The sequence below is a fragment of the Spirosoma knui genome (assembly GCF_054780635.1).
In genome coordinates this window covers 25648-41312 of sequence record NZ_BAAGVY010000006.1, presented here as the reverse complement: position 1 = coordinate 41312, position 15665 = coordinate 25648, and the positions used below count along the sequence as shown (strand labels likewise).

At 50.0% G+C, this 15665-nt stretch carries 8 protein-coding genes; 3 read left to right on the top strand and 5 right to left on the bottom strand.

Features of this window, described 5'->3' with window-relative positions; all coding sequences use genetic code 11:
* Window positions 1-10 precede the first annotated feature (10 nt).
* The 5 genes from ACYVIY_RS14185 to ACYVIY_RS14165 all read right to left on the bottom strand — a co-directional run bounded on the left by ACYVIY_RS14185 (window position 11) and on the right by ACYVIY_RS14165 (window position 8788).
* Window positions 11-3451 (bottom strand): efflux RND transporter permease subunit, encoded by a 3441-nt coding sequence (locus ACYVIY_RS14185; protein WP_460977019.1) that lies wholly within the window; start codon window positions 3449-3451, stop codon window positions 11-13.
* A gap of 86 nt (window positions 3452-3537) precedes the next feature.
* Window positions 3538-4671 (bottom strand): efflux RND transporter periplasmic adaptor subunit, encoded by a 1134-nt coding sequence (locus ACYVIY_RS14180; RefSeq protein WP_460977018.1) that lies wholly within the window; start codon window positions 4669-4671, stop codon window positions 3538-3540.
* Window positions 4672-4696: 25 nt separating this feature from the next.
* The gene (locus ACYVIY_RS14175) at window positions 4697-6352 is read right to left on the bottom strand and encodes a TolC family protein (protein WP_460977017.1); all 1656 of its coding nucleotides are present in this window, start codon (window positions 6350-6352) and stop codon (window positions 4697-4699) included.
* Window positions 6349-6972, bottom strand: coding sequence for a TetR/AcrR family transcriptional regulator (locus tag ACYVIY_RS14170; protein ID WP_460977016.1), 624 nt, complete (start codon window positions 6970-6972; stop codon window positions 6349-6351). Before ACYVIY_RS14170 ends, ACYVIY_RS14175 begins: the two co-directional genes overlap by 4 nt.
* Window positions 6973-7381: 409 nt before the next feature.
* On the bottom strand, window positions 7382-8788 hold the full coding sequence (locus ACYVIY_RS14165) for a glycoside hydrolase family 140 protein (protein ID WP_460977015.1): 1407 nt from the start codon (window positions 8786-8788) through the stop codon (window positions 7382-7384).
* A 231-nt stretch (window positions 8789-9019) separates the two neighbouring features.
* On the opposite strand from ACYVIY_RS14165, the gene ACYVIY_RS14160 reads away from it, so the two are divergent.
* The 3 genes from ACYVIY_RS14160 to ACYVIY_RS14150 all read left to right on the top strand — a co-directional run bounded on the left by ACYVIY_RS14160 (window position 9020) and on the right by ACYVIY_RS14150 (window position 15640).
* The gene (locus tag ACYVIY_RS14160; RefSeq protein WP_460977014.1) at window positions 9020-10549 is read left to right on the top strand and encodes a hypothetical protein; all 1530 of its coding nucleotides are present in this window, start codon (window positions 9020-9022) and stop codon (window positions 10547-10549) included.
* A gap of 168 nt (window positions 10550-10717) precedes the next feature.
* Window positions 10718-13264, top strand: coding sequence for an FdhF/YdeP family oxidoreductase (locus ACYVIY_RS14155; RefSeq protein WP_460977013.1), 2547 nt, complete (start codon window positions 10718-10720; stop codon window positions 13262-13264).
* Between the two features lie 159 nt (window positions 13265-13423).
* Window positions 13424-15640: a penicillin acylase family protein gene (locus tag ACYVIY_RS14150; RefSeq protein WP_460977012.1), complete on the top strand. Its 2217-nt coding sequence runs from the start codon at window positions 13424-13426 to the stop codon at window positions 15638-15640.
* Window positions 15641-15665: the final 25 nt, after the last annotated feature.

The window sequence follows — 15665 nt, the reverse complement described above, 5'->3', positions numbered from 1 at the left end:
TCTTAGCTTTTTAGACCAACTCTTCCTCCGGTTGTTCCTGCTTTCTCATTTCCAGCGCGGGATCTTTCTTTCCAAACCATTTCATCCGGATACGCTCATTAATCCAATACATACACGGTACAATGACCAACGTTAGTAAGGTTGAGAAGGTAAGACCGAAAATAATGGTCCACGCCAGAATATTCCAGAATACCGAACTATCGCCACCAACAATCAGGTGCGGGTCGAAATTTCGGAACAAGCCTACGAAGTCTACCGTAATACCCAGCGCCAGCGGAATCAGGCCCAGCACGGCCGCTGAGGCTGTCAGCAATACAGGGGTCAAGCGAATCCCCCCCGCTTCGATGATGGCCTCACGGAGTGGAACACCACGACCCCGTAGCTCTTCAATGAACTCAATGAGCAGAATACCATTCTTAACCACGATACCAGCCAGCGCAATAATTCCGACACCCGACATGATAATCGAGAAGTCTTTATTGAAAATTACGAAGCCAAGCAGTACGCCAATCAGAGAGAACAGAATGGTTACGAAGATAATCAGAGGCTTCACAACAGAGTTAAACTGCGTAGCCATGATCAGGTAGATCAACAGCAAGGCGATCATGAAAGCCGAACCCAAAAAGCTCATTGACTCCTGCTGGTCTTCCTGCTCACCACCAATTCGGACGGCGTAGCCATTCGGCACCTCCATTTCGTTAATGACCTGCTGAATCTGGGCCACAATCTGGTTAGCGTTGTAGCCAGGTACTACGTCGGAGCTGAGCGTAACTAAACGCTCCTGGTTTTTCCGGTTGATCTGGCTAAACGTTGTCGAGTAACTAATGTTCGTGACCGACGTAATGGGTACCTGCCGCAACTGGCCTCCCATGGCCATATCCCGGTAAACAACATTCAGGCTCAGTAAGCGGTCGATCTGACTGCGATCATCAGGCTTCAGACGAACCATGATTGGATATTCGTCTTTGGCATCCCGGAATTTAGATACTTCCAGACCGAACAAAGCCGTTCGGATCGCCATAGCCACTTGGCCGGATGAAATACCTTCACGTTCGGCTTTGTCTCGGTCGATATCGACCACAATTTCGGGTTTGTTCGTAATCAGGTCAGATTTTAACTGATCTATACCCTTGATACCGGCCTGGTTGATTTTCTGCCGGATTTGTTTTTCCAGCTTCGCGAGTTCGTCGAACTCCTCACCAGCGATTTCGATAGCAATCGGCTTACCCGTCGGTGGACCGTTGGACTCACGCTCTACGGAGATTTCCGTACCGGGCAAACCATTCATAGCCACCCGTACCTTGCTCAGTAACGAATCAGTGGAGATACCATGCCGCTCTTCATTCGGTTTAAACGCTACTGTAACCTTCGACTTTTGCGGGGTTGCCGACCGATCGGGGTTCATAGGATCACCGGCGTTCTTACCGACGTTGGAAATAACGGAGTTCACGATGTCCATAGCCTGGTTCTTTTCCAAAACGTTGAACACCCGCTTTTCAATCACCCGTGTGACAGAATCAGTCACGCGCGCATCTGTACCTACCGGCATTACGTTGTAGACGTAGATATAGTCCGGCTCACCACTGGGGAAGAACAACACTTTTGGCTTGGCAATACCGGTGATGATGAACGTTAGAATCAACAATCCAAACGCACCAAGGATGGCAAATACAGGCCGCCAGCCAGTTAATATCCACGAAATGAGCTTGCGGTATCCACTTTTAAGTCGGGGCAGTAAGTTTTCCTGAAAAGGTACAATCAGTTTTGGCGTCAGAACGTAGTGGTTGAACACATACAGAATAATGAACAACACAAACAGGTTACCAATACCTCGATCTATTACGTAGCCAACACCCGCCAAAACGGTCATGATGATCAATGGTCGCTTAATTTCCTGGAAGCTTTGGCTGTTTTCATGATTGTCGTCTTCATGCCGTTTCATAAACGTAACGGCGAAAACCGGGTTGATCACATAGGCAACAAACAACGAAGCAAACAGGGTAAGAATAAGCGTCAGCGGCAAAAACTTCATGAATTCGCCGACAATACCGGGCCAGAACAGCAACGGGAAAAATGGCGCAATCGTTGTTAACGTACCAGACAATACAGGAACGAACACTTCGCCAGCGGCCGCTTTCACTGCCTGACGGATATTCCAGTCTTTGTTCTCGTTAAAAAGCCGGTGTGAGTTTTCGATAACCACAATGGCGTCGTCTACCACAAGTCCCAAGCCCAGCAGGAATGCAAACAGAACCATCGTATTCAGCGTGAACGATGCTCCCACCATCGGCCCCAGAACAGGCATCAGAACGAACGCAACTAACGCTGAAAGCGGTACGGACAGCCCCACGAAAATGGCATCGCGAACCCCCATGAAGAACATAAGAACCAACACCACGAAGATGAAGCCCAGCACAACCGTATTGATAAGGTCGTTGACGTTTTCGCGTGTCCGCTCCGACTGATCGGCTGTAATTTTGACGTCTAAACCTTCGGGGAACCGACTTTCCTTATACTCGTCAATGGTTTCTTCGATTCGGTCAGCCGCTGAAATTAGGTTGGCACCTGCCCGCTTAATGACGTTCAGCGTAACAACAGATTTGTTGTTCAACCGAGCAAAGTCCTGTTGTTCTTCGAAGTTATCCTGGACCTGAGCAATATCGCCTAATCGCACGGTAGCACCGGTTGCCGTACGTATCTGCAGGTTTTGCAGTTGGGCCACATCAGTAAATTCACCTTTTACGCGCACCGTCCGACGAACACCGTCGACGTTCAGTTCACCTCCCGATACGTTTACGTTTTCACCCTGAACGGCTTGTTGGATGTCACTGAAAGCTAAGCCTGCGGATTGCATGCGTGGCAAATCGACATTAATCTGGATTTCGCGTTCCAACGCACCGATAATGTCTACGCGCCGAATCTCGGGCATACCTTCTATTACGTCCTGCAAATCCTCTGCGTATTCTTTCAGCTGTTTCAGAGAGAAATTACCCGCCATGTTGATATTCATGATTGGCATTTCTGAGAAGTCGACATCCTGCGCCGTGGGGCCGGAATCTAGCTTTTGCGGCAGATCGGGTTTCGCTTTATCGATGGCATCGCGAACCCGTTGCAGGGCCTCTGCCGACTGAACATCGGGATTAAACTCAACCAGAATAACTGATACGTCCTGTAACGCATTCGACTTAATGCGCTTAACGCCCGAAACTGATTTCAGCTGTTTCTCAATCTGCTTATTGATTGTATTTTCAATATCAGCGGGGGCGGTTCCAACGTACACGGTGTTAATGTATACCTGCGGTACCTTGATGTCCGGAAACTGCTCTTTAGGCAGATTGTTATAGACGAACAGTCCGCCAAGCGTAATCAGGAAGGTGAAGATGTAAATCGCCGTCCGGTTTTCGACACACCAATTGGTAAAGCCGAGGGTTTTATACTGTTCAAATTTCATAATGTAAGGTCATTAGTTAGTCATTGAGTCGGTACATAGCCATTCGTTGACAGTACAATGAATGACTATGTGCTAATAACTGATCACTAGAAATTAATCGGTTGCCCGTCGACCAGATCCTGGTAGCCCGCCGTAACCACTTTATCGCCTGCTTGCAAACCCTGCGTAATTGCAATTTTGCCACCGTATGCCTGGCCCGTTTTAACGGTCCGAGCTTTCGCTATTTTTTTGTTTCCTTCATTGACGGCCACATAAACGAGCTGACCATTCTCGGTACTTTGAATCAGGTTTTGGTTAATCACAATGGCATTACCCTGCGTTTGGTCATTGATTTTTACCTGCGCCAGCATGTTTGGCTTCAGCGAATTGTCAGATGGTAGGGGAGCCTCAATTGTAAACGTACGGCTCAGCGGGTCTACCGTTGTTGACACAAACGAGATACGCGAATTCAGCTCCTTATTCAGATCTGGCAACCGAATCATAACCGCATCGCCCTTCCGAACGCTACCGGAATACGTATCCGCTACTTTCGCAATCACTTTCAGCTGCGACAGATTGACGATACGTACTAGTCCAACGCCCGGTGCCGCCGACTGGCCAATCTTCACGTTCACCTGATCAACCACACCAGATATGGGAGCCGTTACGTTCGACTGGCTCAACTGCGCATTCAGCGTAGCTAACCGGCGCTCCAGCGACTCTTTATTATTTTTAGCTTGCAGGTATTGAATTTCTGTACCGATCTGCTGCTTCCAGAGATTTGCCTGCTTTTCGAAGACAGTGTTAGCCAGCGACAGTTGCGTTTTAATTTCAGCTATGGACTCGCGCAGAATTTGATCGTCAATCTTGGCAATCGTTTGGCCAGCCCGGACGTTGTCGCCTTCTTTCACGTAAACCGCCGTAACAACACCACCCGATTTAGGCGAAACCTGTACATTATTTTTTGCATCAATCGTACCCTGTAGTTCAACAAAATGCTTGAACGTGGTTGCCGCGATTGGCGCTACTGTTACGTCTTTCAACCGTACTTCTTCGGTTTTCTTCGGATCAGCCTTGGCTACTTCGGTTTCCAGCGCTTTTATTTTCGTCGCTAGTTCCGTTTGCTGCGACTTCAGCTCGGCTAGCTCGTCGCGTTTGCTTTGCAAGTCGTTCGAATTCTTCTCGCCCCCGCAAGCTACTAATAGGGAAGTGGTAAGGGCAATAGCGTAATATGCTTTCATGGGTAAAGTTTTCTAATGATGTAGTTTAGTTTCCAGTGTAAAGCCGACCGAGCGCACGATCCTGATCAACTTTAGCAATAAAAAAATCGTACAGAGAGGCATAGTAATTCGTCTGGGCTTCGCGTAAGGAGGCTTCTGCGTTCAGCACTTCGATACTTGAGCCAACGCCCTCTCGGTATTTGATACGAGTGACGCGAACGATCTCCTGAGCTAGGTCGCGGTTACGTTGCTGTGTCTGGAGGCTTTGCAACCCGTTGTTCAGCGTAATACTCGACTGCCGGATCTGTAAGTCAATGGAGTTACGTAACAGTTCACCACTATTCTGGGCTTTTTGCAACGTAACGCGCTTTTGCTCAATCTGATACTTCTTCAGGAAACCATCAAAAATAGGCACTTGCAAACTCAGGCCAACCGTTGAAAAGTTAAGCCAGGGCGCACTGATGAGCTGGCTGAATACGTTACGTCCACTGTTGTACCCATAGTTAATAAATGCGGCCAGCGACGGATAGTATCCTTTTTGGGTCACCTCAATATCCTGCTGCGCCAGTTTGATCTGCGATTCCAGCGTCGAATACTCAATACGGCTACTGTACTGGAATGTCGGATCAGGCGAAATCAGGGGCCGGAGTTCTTCGACAGTGCGATCCTGCAACTGCTCGGCCAGGGTTATCTCATCGTTGACGCCCAATCCCATCTGAAACTTCAATAGAGTATAGCTTAGGTCAATCAGGTTCTGTACGTTCTGGCGTTCAGCGCGTAGGTTGTTGGCCTGCACTTCCAGACGTTGTACGTCCAGCCGTTCCACAAATCCCTGCTTGTTCATCGCCTGCGTTTCGTTCAACAGCGTATCCAGACGGCCGATGTTGTAATCGAGCAATTTGGCCCGCTCCACGGCAACCAACACGCCGTAATAGGCCTTTGCTACCTGTTCAGCGACCGTCACTTTCGTTCCCTGCAAGTTACGTTGAGCCAGTTCACGGTACGTTGCTGCGGCACGCAGGCCAACGTTCAGGCTGGCGCTGTAAATAACCTGATTTAGGCTGACGGATGCATTTCCTGAATACTTTACGCCAAACGGCAGCGCTACCGAAGGCGCATCAGCCGGGGCGGTTGGATCAAGAAAGTTGGCCGGTAAGAACGCTTTCTGGATGATCAGGTTATCAGTCAACGATCCGCTGGCAGCTATCTGGGGCAAGGCACTGGCCTTAATCTCCCGAATACGCGCTTCGGCACTCACGGCGTCAAGCTGGCCATTACGTATATTAATGTTCTGCCGAACTGCAAAGTCGATGGCTTCCTGAAGCGTAAATGAGCGTCCTGTTCCCGATTGGCTCGATGGTCTTAATCCGGACGGGGCGAGACCTAAACCCGAGTTGAACGTTGAAATAACGTTTGGCTGTAAGTTTACAGGCCCTTCAGATGCATTTAGCGTTGGCGTACCACCCGTTGTATTAACCCCAGGCTGAGACGGTACAGCAACCCCTGTACCTGGTGTGATGCCGGGTTGTGCCACAACGGCCCCAGTACCCGCGGCCTGCTGCGCACCGGGTTGCTGGCCACTAGCGGCAGCACCGGTTGGCTGCTGACCAACCGACGGTTGCGTAGGTACCTGCGCCATCAGGCTCAGCGAACCCGCCGACAGCCAAATGGCGAGGATGTGAATAGTAGTGCTTGCTTTCATATTAAATCAGGTTGTACTCGTTCTTCTTTACGCACGAACTCATTGTAGATAGTGAAGCCTTTTTCGGTAAGCATTCCACGCACGAAATGATGCATCAATTCTCGCTGTACATCCAGCATGGCGTACTTATCGGGTGGATATATGTCATTGTTGAATGACAGTTCAATTTGCTCAATTCGCATACGGGCCAAAATCTCCGCATTTAAATCAGATCGGTACAATCCTTGATTGACGCCTTTTTGGATATTTTCAAGAATAGACCGCATTATATGAGTTTCTTTATGCTCCCGGAAAGCGGAGTATGCTTTCGGGTAATGCCGCTGTATGTCGATTAACAGGTTCGGGTTTACCTGATCAGTATGCTTGCGCATAACATCGAGAACAACCAGAATTTCCTCGACGGGGTTAGCGGCTTCTGTGACCATACACATCACTTCGGCCTTATCCTGATTGGTTTTCGCCTGAATTACCTGATAGAGAATATCTTCTTTGTCGGTGAAGTGCTGATATATTGTTTTCTTTGAAATTCCTAGCCGCTTAGCAATATCTTCCATCGTTACCGACCGGACACCGTACTTCCAAAATAGCCGTTCGGCCTCTACTAAGATTCGTTCCTTCATTCGGAAATAGAACTTTTACGAGGTGAACTCTGGAAACTCAAAGATAGTTCGCAGTTTCCAGGTTATTTTGGTGTTAAGTGACGAACGGCCTAAAAACAGTAGTGAACCTGCTAAAAAGCCCGACGAACTTACTCAGTCGCCGGGCCTTTAAAGCAATTATTACGTTATTTAGAACTGTATCTTCTCTGAGATATACGCACGAAATAACTGTGTGTCATCTCTTTATAAATTCATACATTTTAGGGGCCTGCATTTCGCAAACTGATTCTTTACCTATGCTTGAAGGACAAGTCGTCAGATCGACGTACGCTTCGTTCATCGGACTGTGCGTATGCCAATGAACGAAGCGACACAACAGTAAAGTTTTGAACCCTATGCCGTAAACGCGCCACTTAGCCAGGTACGCCGATCAGGGTTTTATGGTTAGCATGGGGTACTGCCTGGCAGCATCGTCAAGGATAAGCACCCAATCCTGGCCGTAGCCGGTTGAAGGTGGAGAAAACTTTTGCTGTCCTTTGTTGCTAAATGATCCAGCCTGCTCAGCCTCACCTTTGCGCGGATCGAACCAGTAGGCTATTATCTGGCTACCAGACACCTTGCTCATGTTAACCGTAAACGGTTTTCCGGCCGATGTATAGATAAAGGCATAGTCTTTTCCACGCGTTGCCTGGATACGCTCAGCGGGACCGTATTCATTCTCTACAATCAGCGACTGATCGGGAATGCGATCGAGTACGGGACGGGATTCGATCAGTTTGCGAACAAATTTCATCTGGTTTGCACCAGGTAGCTCCATCGCTTCGGACCAGGCGATATTCGCTCCATTAACCGACTCCCGACCAGGCGCGTACATTTGCCAGATGTCATGGCAACCATACGTATGACCGTGCGCTCCCGCGAACAAATCGAGGTAGGCATACTTCCTGACATCATACGCATTTGATATACCCAAATCCTTTACGTTGAAGCAGACGGGGTGGTCTTCATAAATAGGTTCTGCGTCCATAACGGGCTTTACCGGTGTCCGATTGGTATACACAAACGCGATCTTGTCGTAGGTCGGTGTATCGCGGCAGTGACCATTCTGAAGCATGTTGAAGTCTAGCCAGCTATCCTGATGAAACCACTTCGACGAGCCACCGTCTTCGAGTTTATTGGGCTGGGGATGATAACTCATCAGGGCTTTTTCGGCCCCGCCAACGCCTTCCTGAACGCCCTCGGCCAGAGCCCGCCAAATGGCAACGTCCTGCGAACCATCCCGAGGCTGGCGGTCGCCACCAACAACCCAGATTATGTTCTGGCGATTCTTATAGCGGTTACCGACGTAACGGCCATAAGCGCGGGCATTCTGTACGTTGAAGATTTCCGGTCCTTTGCCCCAGGTACTCTTATTCACCTTATCGCCCCAAGTTGGCAGTAGACTAATAACAAGGCCGTATTCGGCTGCTTTGTCGACGATATAATCAACATGCGTGAAATAAGCTTCATTGGGCGTAGTCGGGTCGTTGTTCAGGAGCGGCTTGTCGCCGTTGGCATTGGGGTCGTTCAGGCCGTCGAGTTCAGCCAGCGCCACGGCCTGAATGGCTGTAAATCCCTGCTCGGCCCGGCGTTTCAGGTATCGATCGGCCTCCTCGCGGTTCAGGCGGTGGAAAAGCTCCCAGGCCGTATCGCCCATATAGAAAAACGGCGTTTCGTCCTGATGAACCAGAAAGCGCTTGTTATCAGACACTTTCAACGGGCCATGCGCAAACGGCTTTTGACCGAATGCCAGCCCCTGAAGCGCCAAAAGACCAGCTAAAACAATATACTTTTTCATAATATAGGGTGGTTAATTCAATCGGTATGGTTTGGCCTGCTTTTAGTTTTTAGGTAATCTCGTCTTGCCAGCTATCCGAAAAAGAACAGGTGTAGCATGTTTACTCATTTTTGGCGGGTCGTTAGTAGAACATATCCTTCGCGCTCTTACCTAAGGAGTAATTCCGATGGGATGAATGGCCTGACAAGAACTCATATTTCATCCTAAACTCAGCCCTAAACGGATTCACGAATGCAATTGAACGCTGGACCTATTCAGGTTTCTTACGATAACGGCACTGTACGTACATTTAAAGCCAATGGCGAAGAGGTGCTACGTATGGTCTACTTTGCCCTGCGCGATCAGGACTGGAATACCATTCCTGTAGCCATTTCTGACGAATCTATAACGGATGGTGGCGATACGTTCCAAATTCGATACAACTGGCAAACGGGTGATTCAGGACCTAACATGAAGGGACACGTTCAGGTTGATGGTCACCTGGATGGTAGTATTATGTTCAATTTCTCTGGAATAGCCCACAATACGTTCTGGCGGAACCGGATCGGGTTTTGTGTATTGCACCCGATCGAGGGCGTAGCGGGTCAACCCTGCCTGATCGAAAGTCCGGATGGACAGAAAACTCAATCGACCTTCCCCGACCTCATCAGTCCCCACCAGCCTTTTTTCAACATCAGTGCCATGAATTGGGTAATGGCATCAGGTCAAGAGTTTCGCGTTGCCTTTGAAGGCGATGTTTTCGAGACTGAAGACCAACGGAACTGGACCGATGCCTCCTACAAAACGTATTCGACTCCGCTTGAACGTCCTATCCCGGTTGAGATACAGCCCGGTACCGAAGTTCGCCAGCAGATCATCTTCCGACCGATTCAGTTGTCGCTACATGCACTGGCACTGGTTGCTACCCAGATCAATCAACGCAGCTCAGTCGTTGCCACAAAGCCGAGTGTAATGCCGCGGGTAGGGGTAGGGTACCGGGCAGATGGGCCGCCTTTAAGCCCAGCCGAAGCTGAACTTTTACGAAGGGCTAATTTTTCGCACTTACGGGCAGATGTATTTTTTTCGGATGCAAACTGGAAAACAACGCTATTAAGCGCGCAACACGACTCAGCATTGTTAAACATACCCCTTGAGTTAGCTCTGTTTTTTGGCCAGGACGCACGAAGTGAGGCTCAACAGCTGATTGACATTGTTCAGGGACAGAATCTCTCTCTTTACACAATTTCGCTGTTTAACGCGACTACCTGGACTACGGACGATGCGCTATTGAGTCAGATTATCTCGCTATTTCGGGAGCAGTTGCCCGATGTGAAGCTCGGCGGGGGAACGGATGCCAATTTTGTCGATTTAAACCGCCGTCGGTTTGATTTTAGTCGGGTCGACTTTATTACGTATTCCATCAACCCACAGGTGCACGCATTTGACGATCAGACGCTGCTGGAGAACGTAGCGGCTCAGGCCGATACCGTCCGGTCGGCGCGTGAGTTGTCGGGCGGAAAGCCAGTTCATATATCGCCCATCACCTTACGTCCCCGCTTCAACCCCGACGCAAAGGTACAAACACTCCCGCGGAAGCCACCGGCTGACCCTCGTCAGGCCACCGATTTTGGTGCTACGTGGACCCGGCAAAGTTTGGAAACTTTAAGTAGGGCAGGGGCGGCCTCTGTTACGTATTTCGAGACACATGGCCCCCGCGGATTAATCGATCAGGATCCCTATCCGGTTCTGCCGGTATTTGCGGAGCCGGCCGACGAAAGCTAATTCCATTTAAATGGGCTTAAAATCTCGTTTCTCTAAATCCTTTTGGAGAAACGAAGCGTTTACGTACTGTTTTCTAGTTTTCAGGCAACTCCCAGTTGTTAGGCGTGTCGGTACGGCGTATGCTTTAACGGAACGGTTGCCGTCCATGCTTACCAGTTCTCGTTTTTTATGGAAAAGTCGCCTAATAATGAGCATAAGCCAAGTGATCCGGCTAAACAGTCTGCTACGAACCAGCCGCAAAGTGGCGACCGTCCCAACCAGGGCACCGAGATAACCAACGATCACTACGATCCACTGGGAAAACCCGACGCCGACAAACAGGTACTGCCTGCGCCTGATACGTTGGGCGCTAAAGACAGACACCCAGTGCTGGCTCAGCCACCGGAAGAGTTATTAGGGCTTACATTAGGTAAACCCGCAACGGTAGCGGCAGGTCTGACTGCCGTACTGAAGTCGGCTGAATTCTCCTGGGGTGAAGCCGGAGTTGGTCGGGGAACGCATGCCTTACTCAAATTGAATCAAAAAGACGGCTTCGACTGTTCGTCCTGCGCCTGGCCTGATCCGGACGGGCATCGCTCCTTCGCGGAATTTTGTGAGAACGGAGCTAAAGCCACGGCCTCTGATGCGGACTCCCGACGGGCGGACCCTAATTTTTTCGCGAAACATAGTCTGGTCGATCTGTCGCACATGACGGACCGGGATTTGAATAACTCAGGTCGTCTGACGCATCCAATGGCGTTACGTCCCGGCGATACGCATTATCGGCAAATCGCCTGGCCCGAAGCGTTTCAGTTAGTAGCCAGTAAGCTCAACGCCCTGCAATCGCCCGATGAAGCCGTTTTTTATACATCGGGAAAAGTACCCAACGAACCCGCGTTTCTGTATCAGCTTTTCGTACGCGAGTTTGGAACGAATAATTTACCCGACTGCTCGAATATGTGCCACGAGAGCAGCGGTTCGGCTTTAAGTCCGACGATAGGATTAGGGAAAGCTTCGGTAACGCTCAACGACATCCACGAGGCCGAGGTAATCATCATTATGGGGCAAAATCCCGGTACAAATCACCCTCGTATGCTTACCGCTTTGCAGATAGCGAAGCGAAATGGGGCTAAGATTATCGCCGTAAATCCCTTGCACGAAGCGGGTTTGAGTCACTTCAAAAATCCGCAGGATTTCATGAATCCGATCAAGGCCGTTAGTACCTTACTTGGTCACGGCACACCCATCGCCGATCTGTTCCTTCAGGTGAAGATTAACGGCGACATGGCGGTTTTGCGAGGAATAATGAAGCACCTGCTCGCTGCCGAAGAACAAAATCCGGGAACAGTCATTGATCACACCTTTATCAAGGAATACACGGCTGGCTACGATGAATTTTTAGAGAATATCCGGAATACGCGTTGGGAAGACATTGAGCAGATGAGCGGCCTTACGCGAGATCAACTCCGCGAAGCAGCTGACCTGATTGCTCCTAAGCAGAAAATCGTTACGTGCTGGGCCATGGGCCTTACGCAACAGAAAAACGGCGTCATGAGCATTCAGGAGATTATCAATCTGCATTTCCTGAAAGGTGCTGTTGGCATACCCGGTGCCGGGCTCTGTCCCGTACGAGGTCACTCGAACGTACAGGGTGACCGAACGATGGGGATTTGGGAGCGTCCGCACAAAGAGTTTCTGGATGCACTGCAAACGGAGTTTGGCTTTGATCCACCTCGCGAACATGGGCTTGACACGGTCGAGTCGATCAAAGCGATGCATGAAGGGAAGACCAGGGTATTTATCAGTTTGGGAGGTAATTTCCTGTCGGCATCGCCCGATACGGAGTTTGTGGCCGAGGCATTACGTAAGCAGCAACTCACCGTGTTTATCAGCACAAAGCTAAACCGGGGCCACCTGGTTACGGGCGAAACATCCTTGATTCTACCTTGCCTGACTCACCTCGACATTGACATGCAGCGCTCCGGTCAGCAGTTTACATCCTGCGAAAACACGATGGGCGTAGTGAGCCAGAGTAAAGGCGTGCTGAAGCCGCTCGACGGCGAAATGCTTAGCGAAGTCGCCATCATTTCGGGCATTGCCATTGCCACTTTAGGCGAACGCAGCAAAACGGACTGGATCGGCTTCACCGAAAACTACGACCGCATTCGCGATTCTATAGCGCGGATTATACCGGGCTTCGATAAGTTCAACGAAAAGATCCGTAAGCCGGGCGGTTTTTACCTGCCGAATGGGCCCCGCGAACGCAACTTTACGACCGAAAACGGTAAGGCTAATTTCACCGTAACCGATATGGTGATGCACGATATTGCCCCGGATCAGCTCGTGCTGATGACCATTCGGAGCCATGACCAGTTCAATACGACAGTTTATGATTACAACGACCGGTACCGAGGTGTTTACAACGAACGGCGGGTGATTTTCATGAATGCGCAGGACATGAACGACCGTGGTATTGCCGAGCGTCAGTTGGTGAATATTACCAGCCATTTCGAGGGCCAGCAGCGAACAATTGAAAGATTTATTGCTATTCCGTACAACATACCGAAAGGAAACACAGCGGCTTACTATCCAGAAGCAAACGCCTTGGTACCCATGGCGAGCGTGGCTTACATCAGCAATACGCCAACGTCAAAGTTTGTCATTATTACCGTTGAGCCAGTCCCCGAACGGGTGTCCAGCAACGGCTCGCTGATTCGAGCTACCGCAGAAGCGTAACGACTTCCGAAGCGTTTAGAAAAGCCCTCATTTGTAATATGAGGGCTTTTTTTGTTGGATTTACAGAGGTGTTCGCATTGGAGCTTAGCGATGAACTACGTCGAAATTCGACATTTTAGCTATCTTTCTTCCTTTCGCTGACTTGATACATCCTGACCAATGAGACACTTCTTTACTTTGATCTTCAGTTTATACCTAATCGGTACGTATGCCCAACCCTTTACACCCGCCGAAATTGCCCGCTGGAAAAAGCAGGCTAACCAAATAACCATTACGCGCGATACCTGGGGCATTCCTCACATCTACGGCAATACCGATGCTGACGTTGTATTTGGCGTGCTGTACACTCAATGCGAAGACGACTTCAATCGGGTGGAAATGAATTACCTCGACGCTATTGGTCGCCTGGCTGAGGTAGAAGGGGAGAGTGCTTTATACCATGATCTGCGGGCCCGGTTGTTCATGGATAGCACGCAGGCCATTGCTATCTACAAGAAGAGTCCGGTTTGGATGAAGAAACTACTGGACGCTTTCGCCGATGGCACGAACTACTTTCTCTACACGCATCCAGACGTAACGCCTAAGGTACTCAAGCGCTTTCAACCCTGGATGCCGCTAATGTTCAGTGAAGGCAGCATTGGCGGTAATATAAGCGCCGTGCCAGTAGAGCGCATCAAAGGGTTTTATACGCATGATCAGTCGACGTCCTGGGTCGAGGATTTTGATAAACGGGAGCGCGAACCGGTCGGCTCGAATGGCTTCGCGATTGCACCCAATAAAAGCGCCACCAAAAATGCACTGCTGCTGATTAACCCACACACGTCGTTCTATTTCCGGTCGGAAGTGCAGATGGTGAGCAAAACCGGTTTGAACGCCTACGGCGCTGTAACCTGGGGGCAGTTTTTTATTTATCAGGGCTTCAACGAGCGTTGTGGCTGGATGCATACCTCCAGTAGTGCCGATGTCATGGACGAGTACCTGGAAACGATTATCAAGAAAGGCAATGCATTTTATTACAAACATGGTAGCGCATTAAAGCCGGTACAGGTTCAAACCGTATCCTTACCCTACGCTAAAGCGAGCACCGTGCCCTACGGTAAAGCGGGCACCATCCTGCATAAAGATTTCACCATCTACCGGACACACCACGGACCGGTTGTGGGCGAAAAAGACGGCAGATGGATTACGGTGCGCATGATGAACGATCCGTTAAACGCCTTATCGCAATCGTTCCTGCGGACGAAAGCTACGGATTATGACAGCTACAAGCAGGTGATGAAACTCAATGGCAATGCCTCCAACAATACGGTATTCGCGGATAGCAAAGGCAACATTGCGTACTGGCACGGCAACTTCATGCCTAAACGCAACCCAAAATTCGACTGGAGCCAAGCCGTAGATGGCAGCAATCCGGAAACCGACTGGAAAGGCTTACACGCTATTGATGAGATCGTTCAGGTACATAACCCCGCCAGCGGCTGGATCCAGAACTGCAACTCAACACCGTTCACGGTTTCAGGACCCAGCAGTCCAGATAAAGCAAAATACCCAGCTTATATGGCACCCGACGCCGAAAACTACCGCGGTATCAACGCCGTTCGGGTACTCAGCCGCCGGTCTTCTTTTACCCTCGATACGTTGATTGCGGCCGCTAATGATCCTTATCTGACCGGTTTTGAAGAGTTGATTCCGGCATTGGTGAATGCTTACGAAACCGGTTCGGGCCAGGCCGAAGGGCAGTCGAAAGAGTTACCCAAAGCGATTGAAACGTTACGTAGCTGGAACAGATGCTATAGCGCAACTTCCGTCGGTATGACCCTCGCCATTTATTGGGGCGAAGCCATTCAGCGGCTGGCCCGTTCGCGAGTACAACCCGACCAACGGCTGGACAATCTTAGTTTCACGGCCTTTACCATCAGTCGTACGTCTGCACAGGAGAAAGTGAAAACTTTAGCTGATGTTCTGGCTCAACTCGAGAAAGACTTTGGTAGCTGGCAGGTAGCCTGGGGGGACGTAAACCGATTCCAGCGACTGACGGGTAATATTCAGGAAACCTTCGACGATAATAAGCCCAGCATTCCAGTTCCGTTTACCTCTTCAGCCTGGGGGTCGCTGGCGGCTTATGGCGCACGTTCGTATCCCGGCACCAAAAAACGCTATGGCAGCGTCGGAAACAGCTTTGTGGCGGTTGTGGAGTTTGGCAAGAAGGTAAAAGCGCGCTCTGTCATGACAGGAGGGGCGAAGAGTCAGCCAAACTCACCTCATTTCACGGATCAGGCTCCTCTTTACGCTGCCGGTAAGTTTAAAGAGGTCTGGTTCTACCCCGAAGACGTTCAGCAGCATATAGAAAAGACGTATCGTCCCGGCCAGCCCTGACCGAACAGTAGTAGACGCATTGGTC

Coding starts and splice junctions, on each gene's coding strand:
- ACYVIY_RS14185 (WP_460977019.1), bottom strand. CDS start 3,451: ATGAAATTTGAACAGTATAAAACCCTCGGCTTTACCAATTGGTGTGTC.
- ACYVIY_RS14180 (WP_460977018.1), bottom strand. CDS start 4,671: ATGAAAGCATATTACGCTATTGCCCTTACCACTTCCCTATTAGTAGCT.
- ACYVIY_RS14175 (WP_460977017.1), bottom strand. CDS start 6,352: ATGAAAGCAAGCACTACTATTCACATCCTCGCCATTTGGCTGTCGGCG.
- ACYVIY_RS14170 (WP_460977016.1), bottom strand. CDS start 6,972: ATGAAGGAACGAATCTTAGTAGAGGCCGAACGGCTATTTTGGAAGTAC.
- ACYVIY_RS14165 (WP_460977015.1), bottom strand. CDS start 8,788: ATGAAAAAGTATATTGTTTTAGCTGGTCTTTTGGCGCTTCAGGGGCTG.
- ACYVIY_RS14160 (WP_460977014.1), top strand. CDS start 9,020: ATGCAATTGAACGCTGGACCTATTCAGGTTTCTTACGATAACGGCACT.
- ACYVIY_RS14155 (WP_460977013.1), top strand. CDS start 10,718: ATGGAAAAGTCGCCTAATAATGAGCATAAGCCAAGTGATCCGGCTAAA.
- ACYVIY_RS14150 (WP_460977012.1), top strand. CDS start 13,424: ATGAGACACTTCTTTACTTTGATCTTCAGTTTATACCTAATCGGTACG.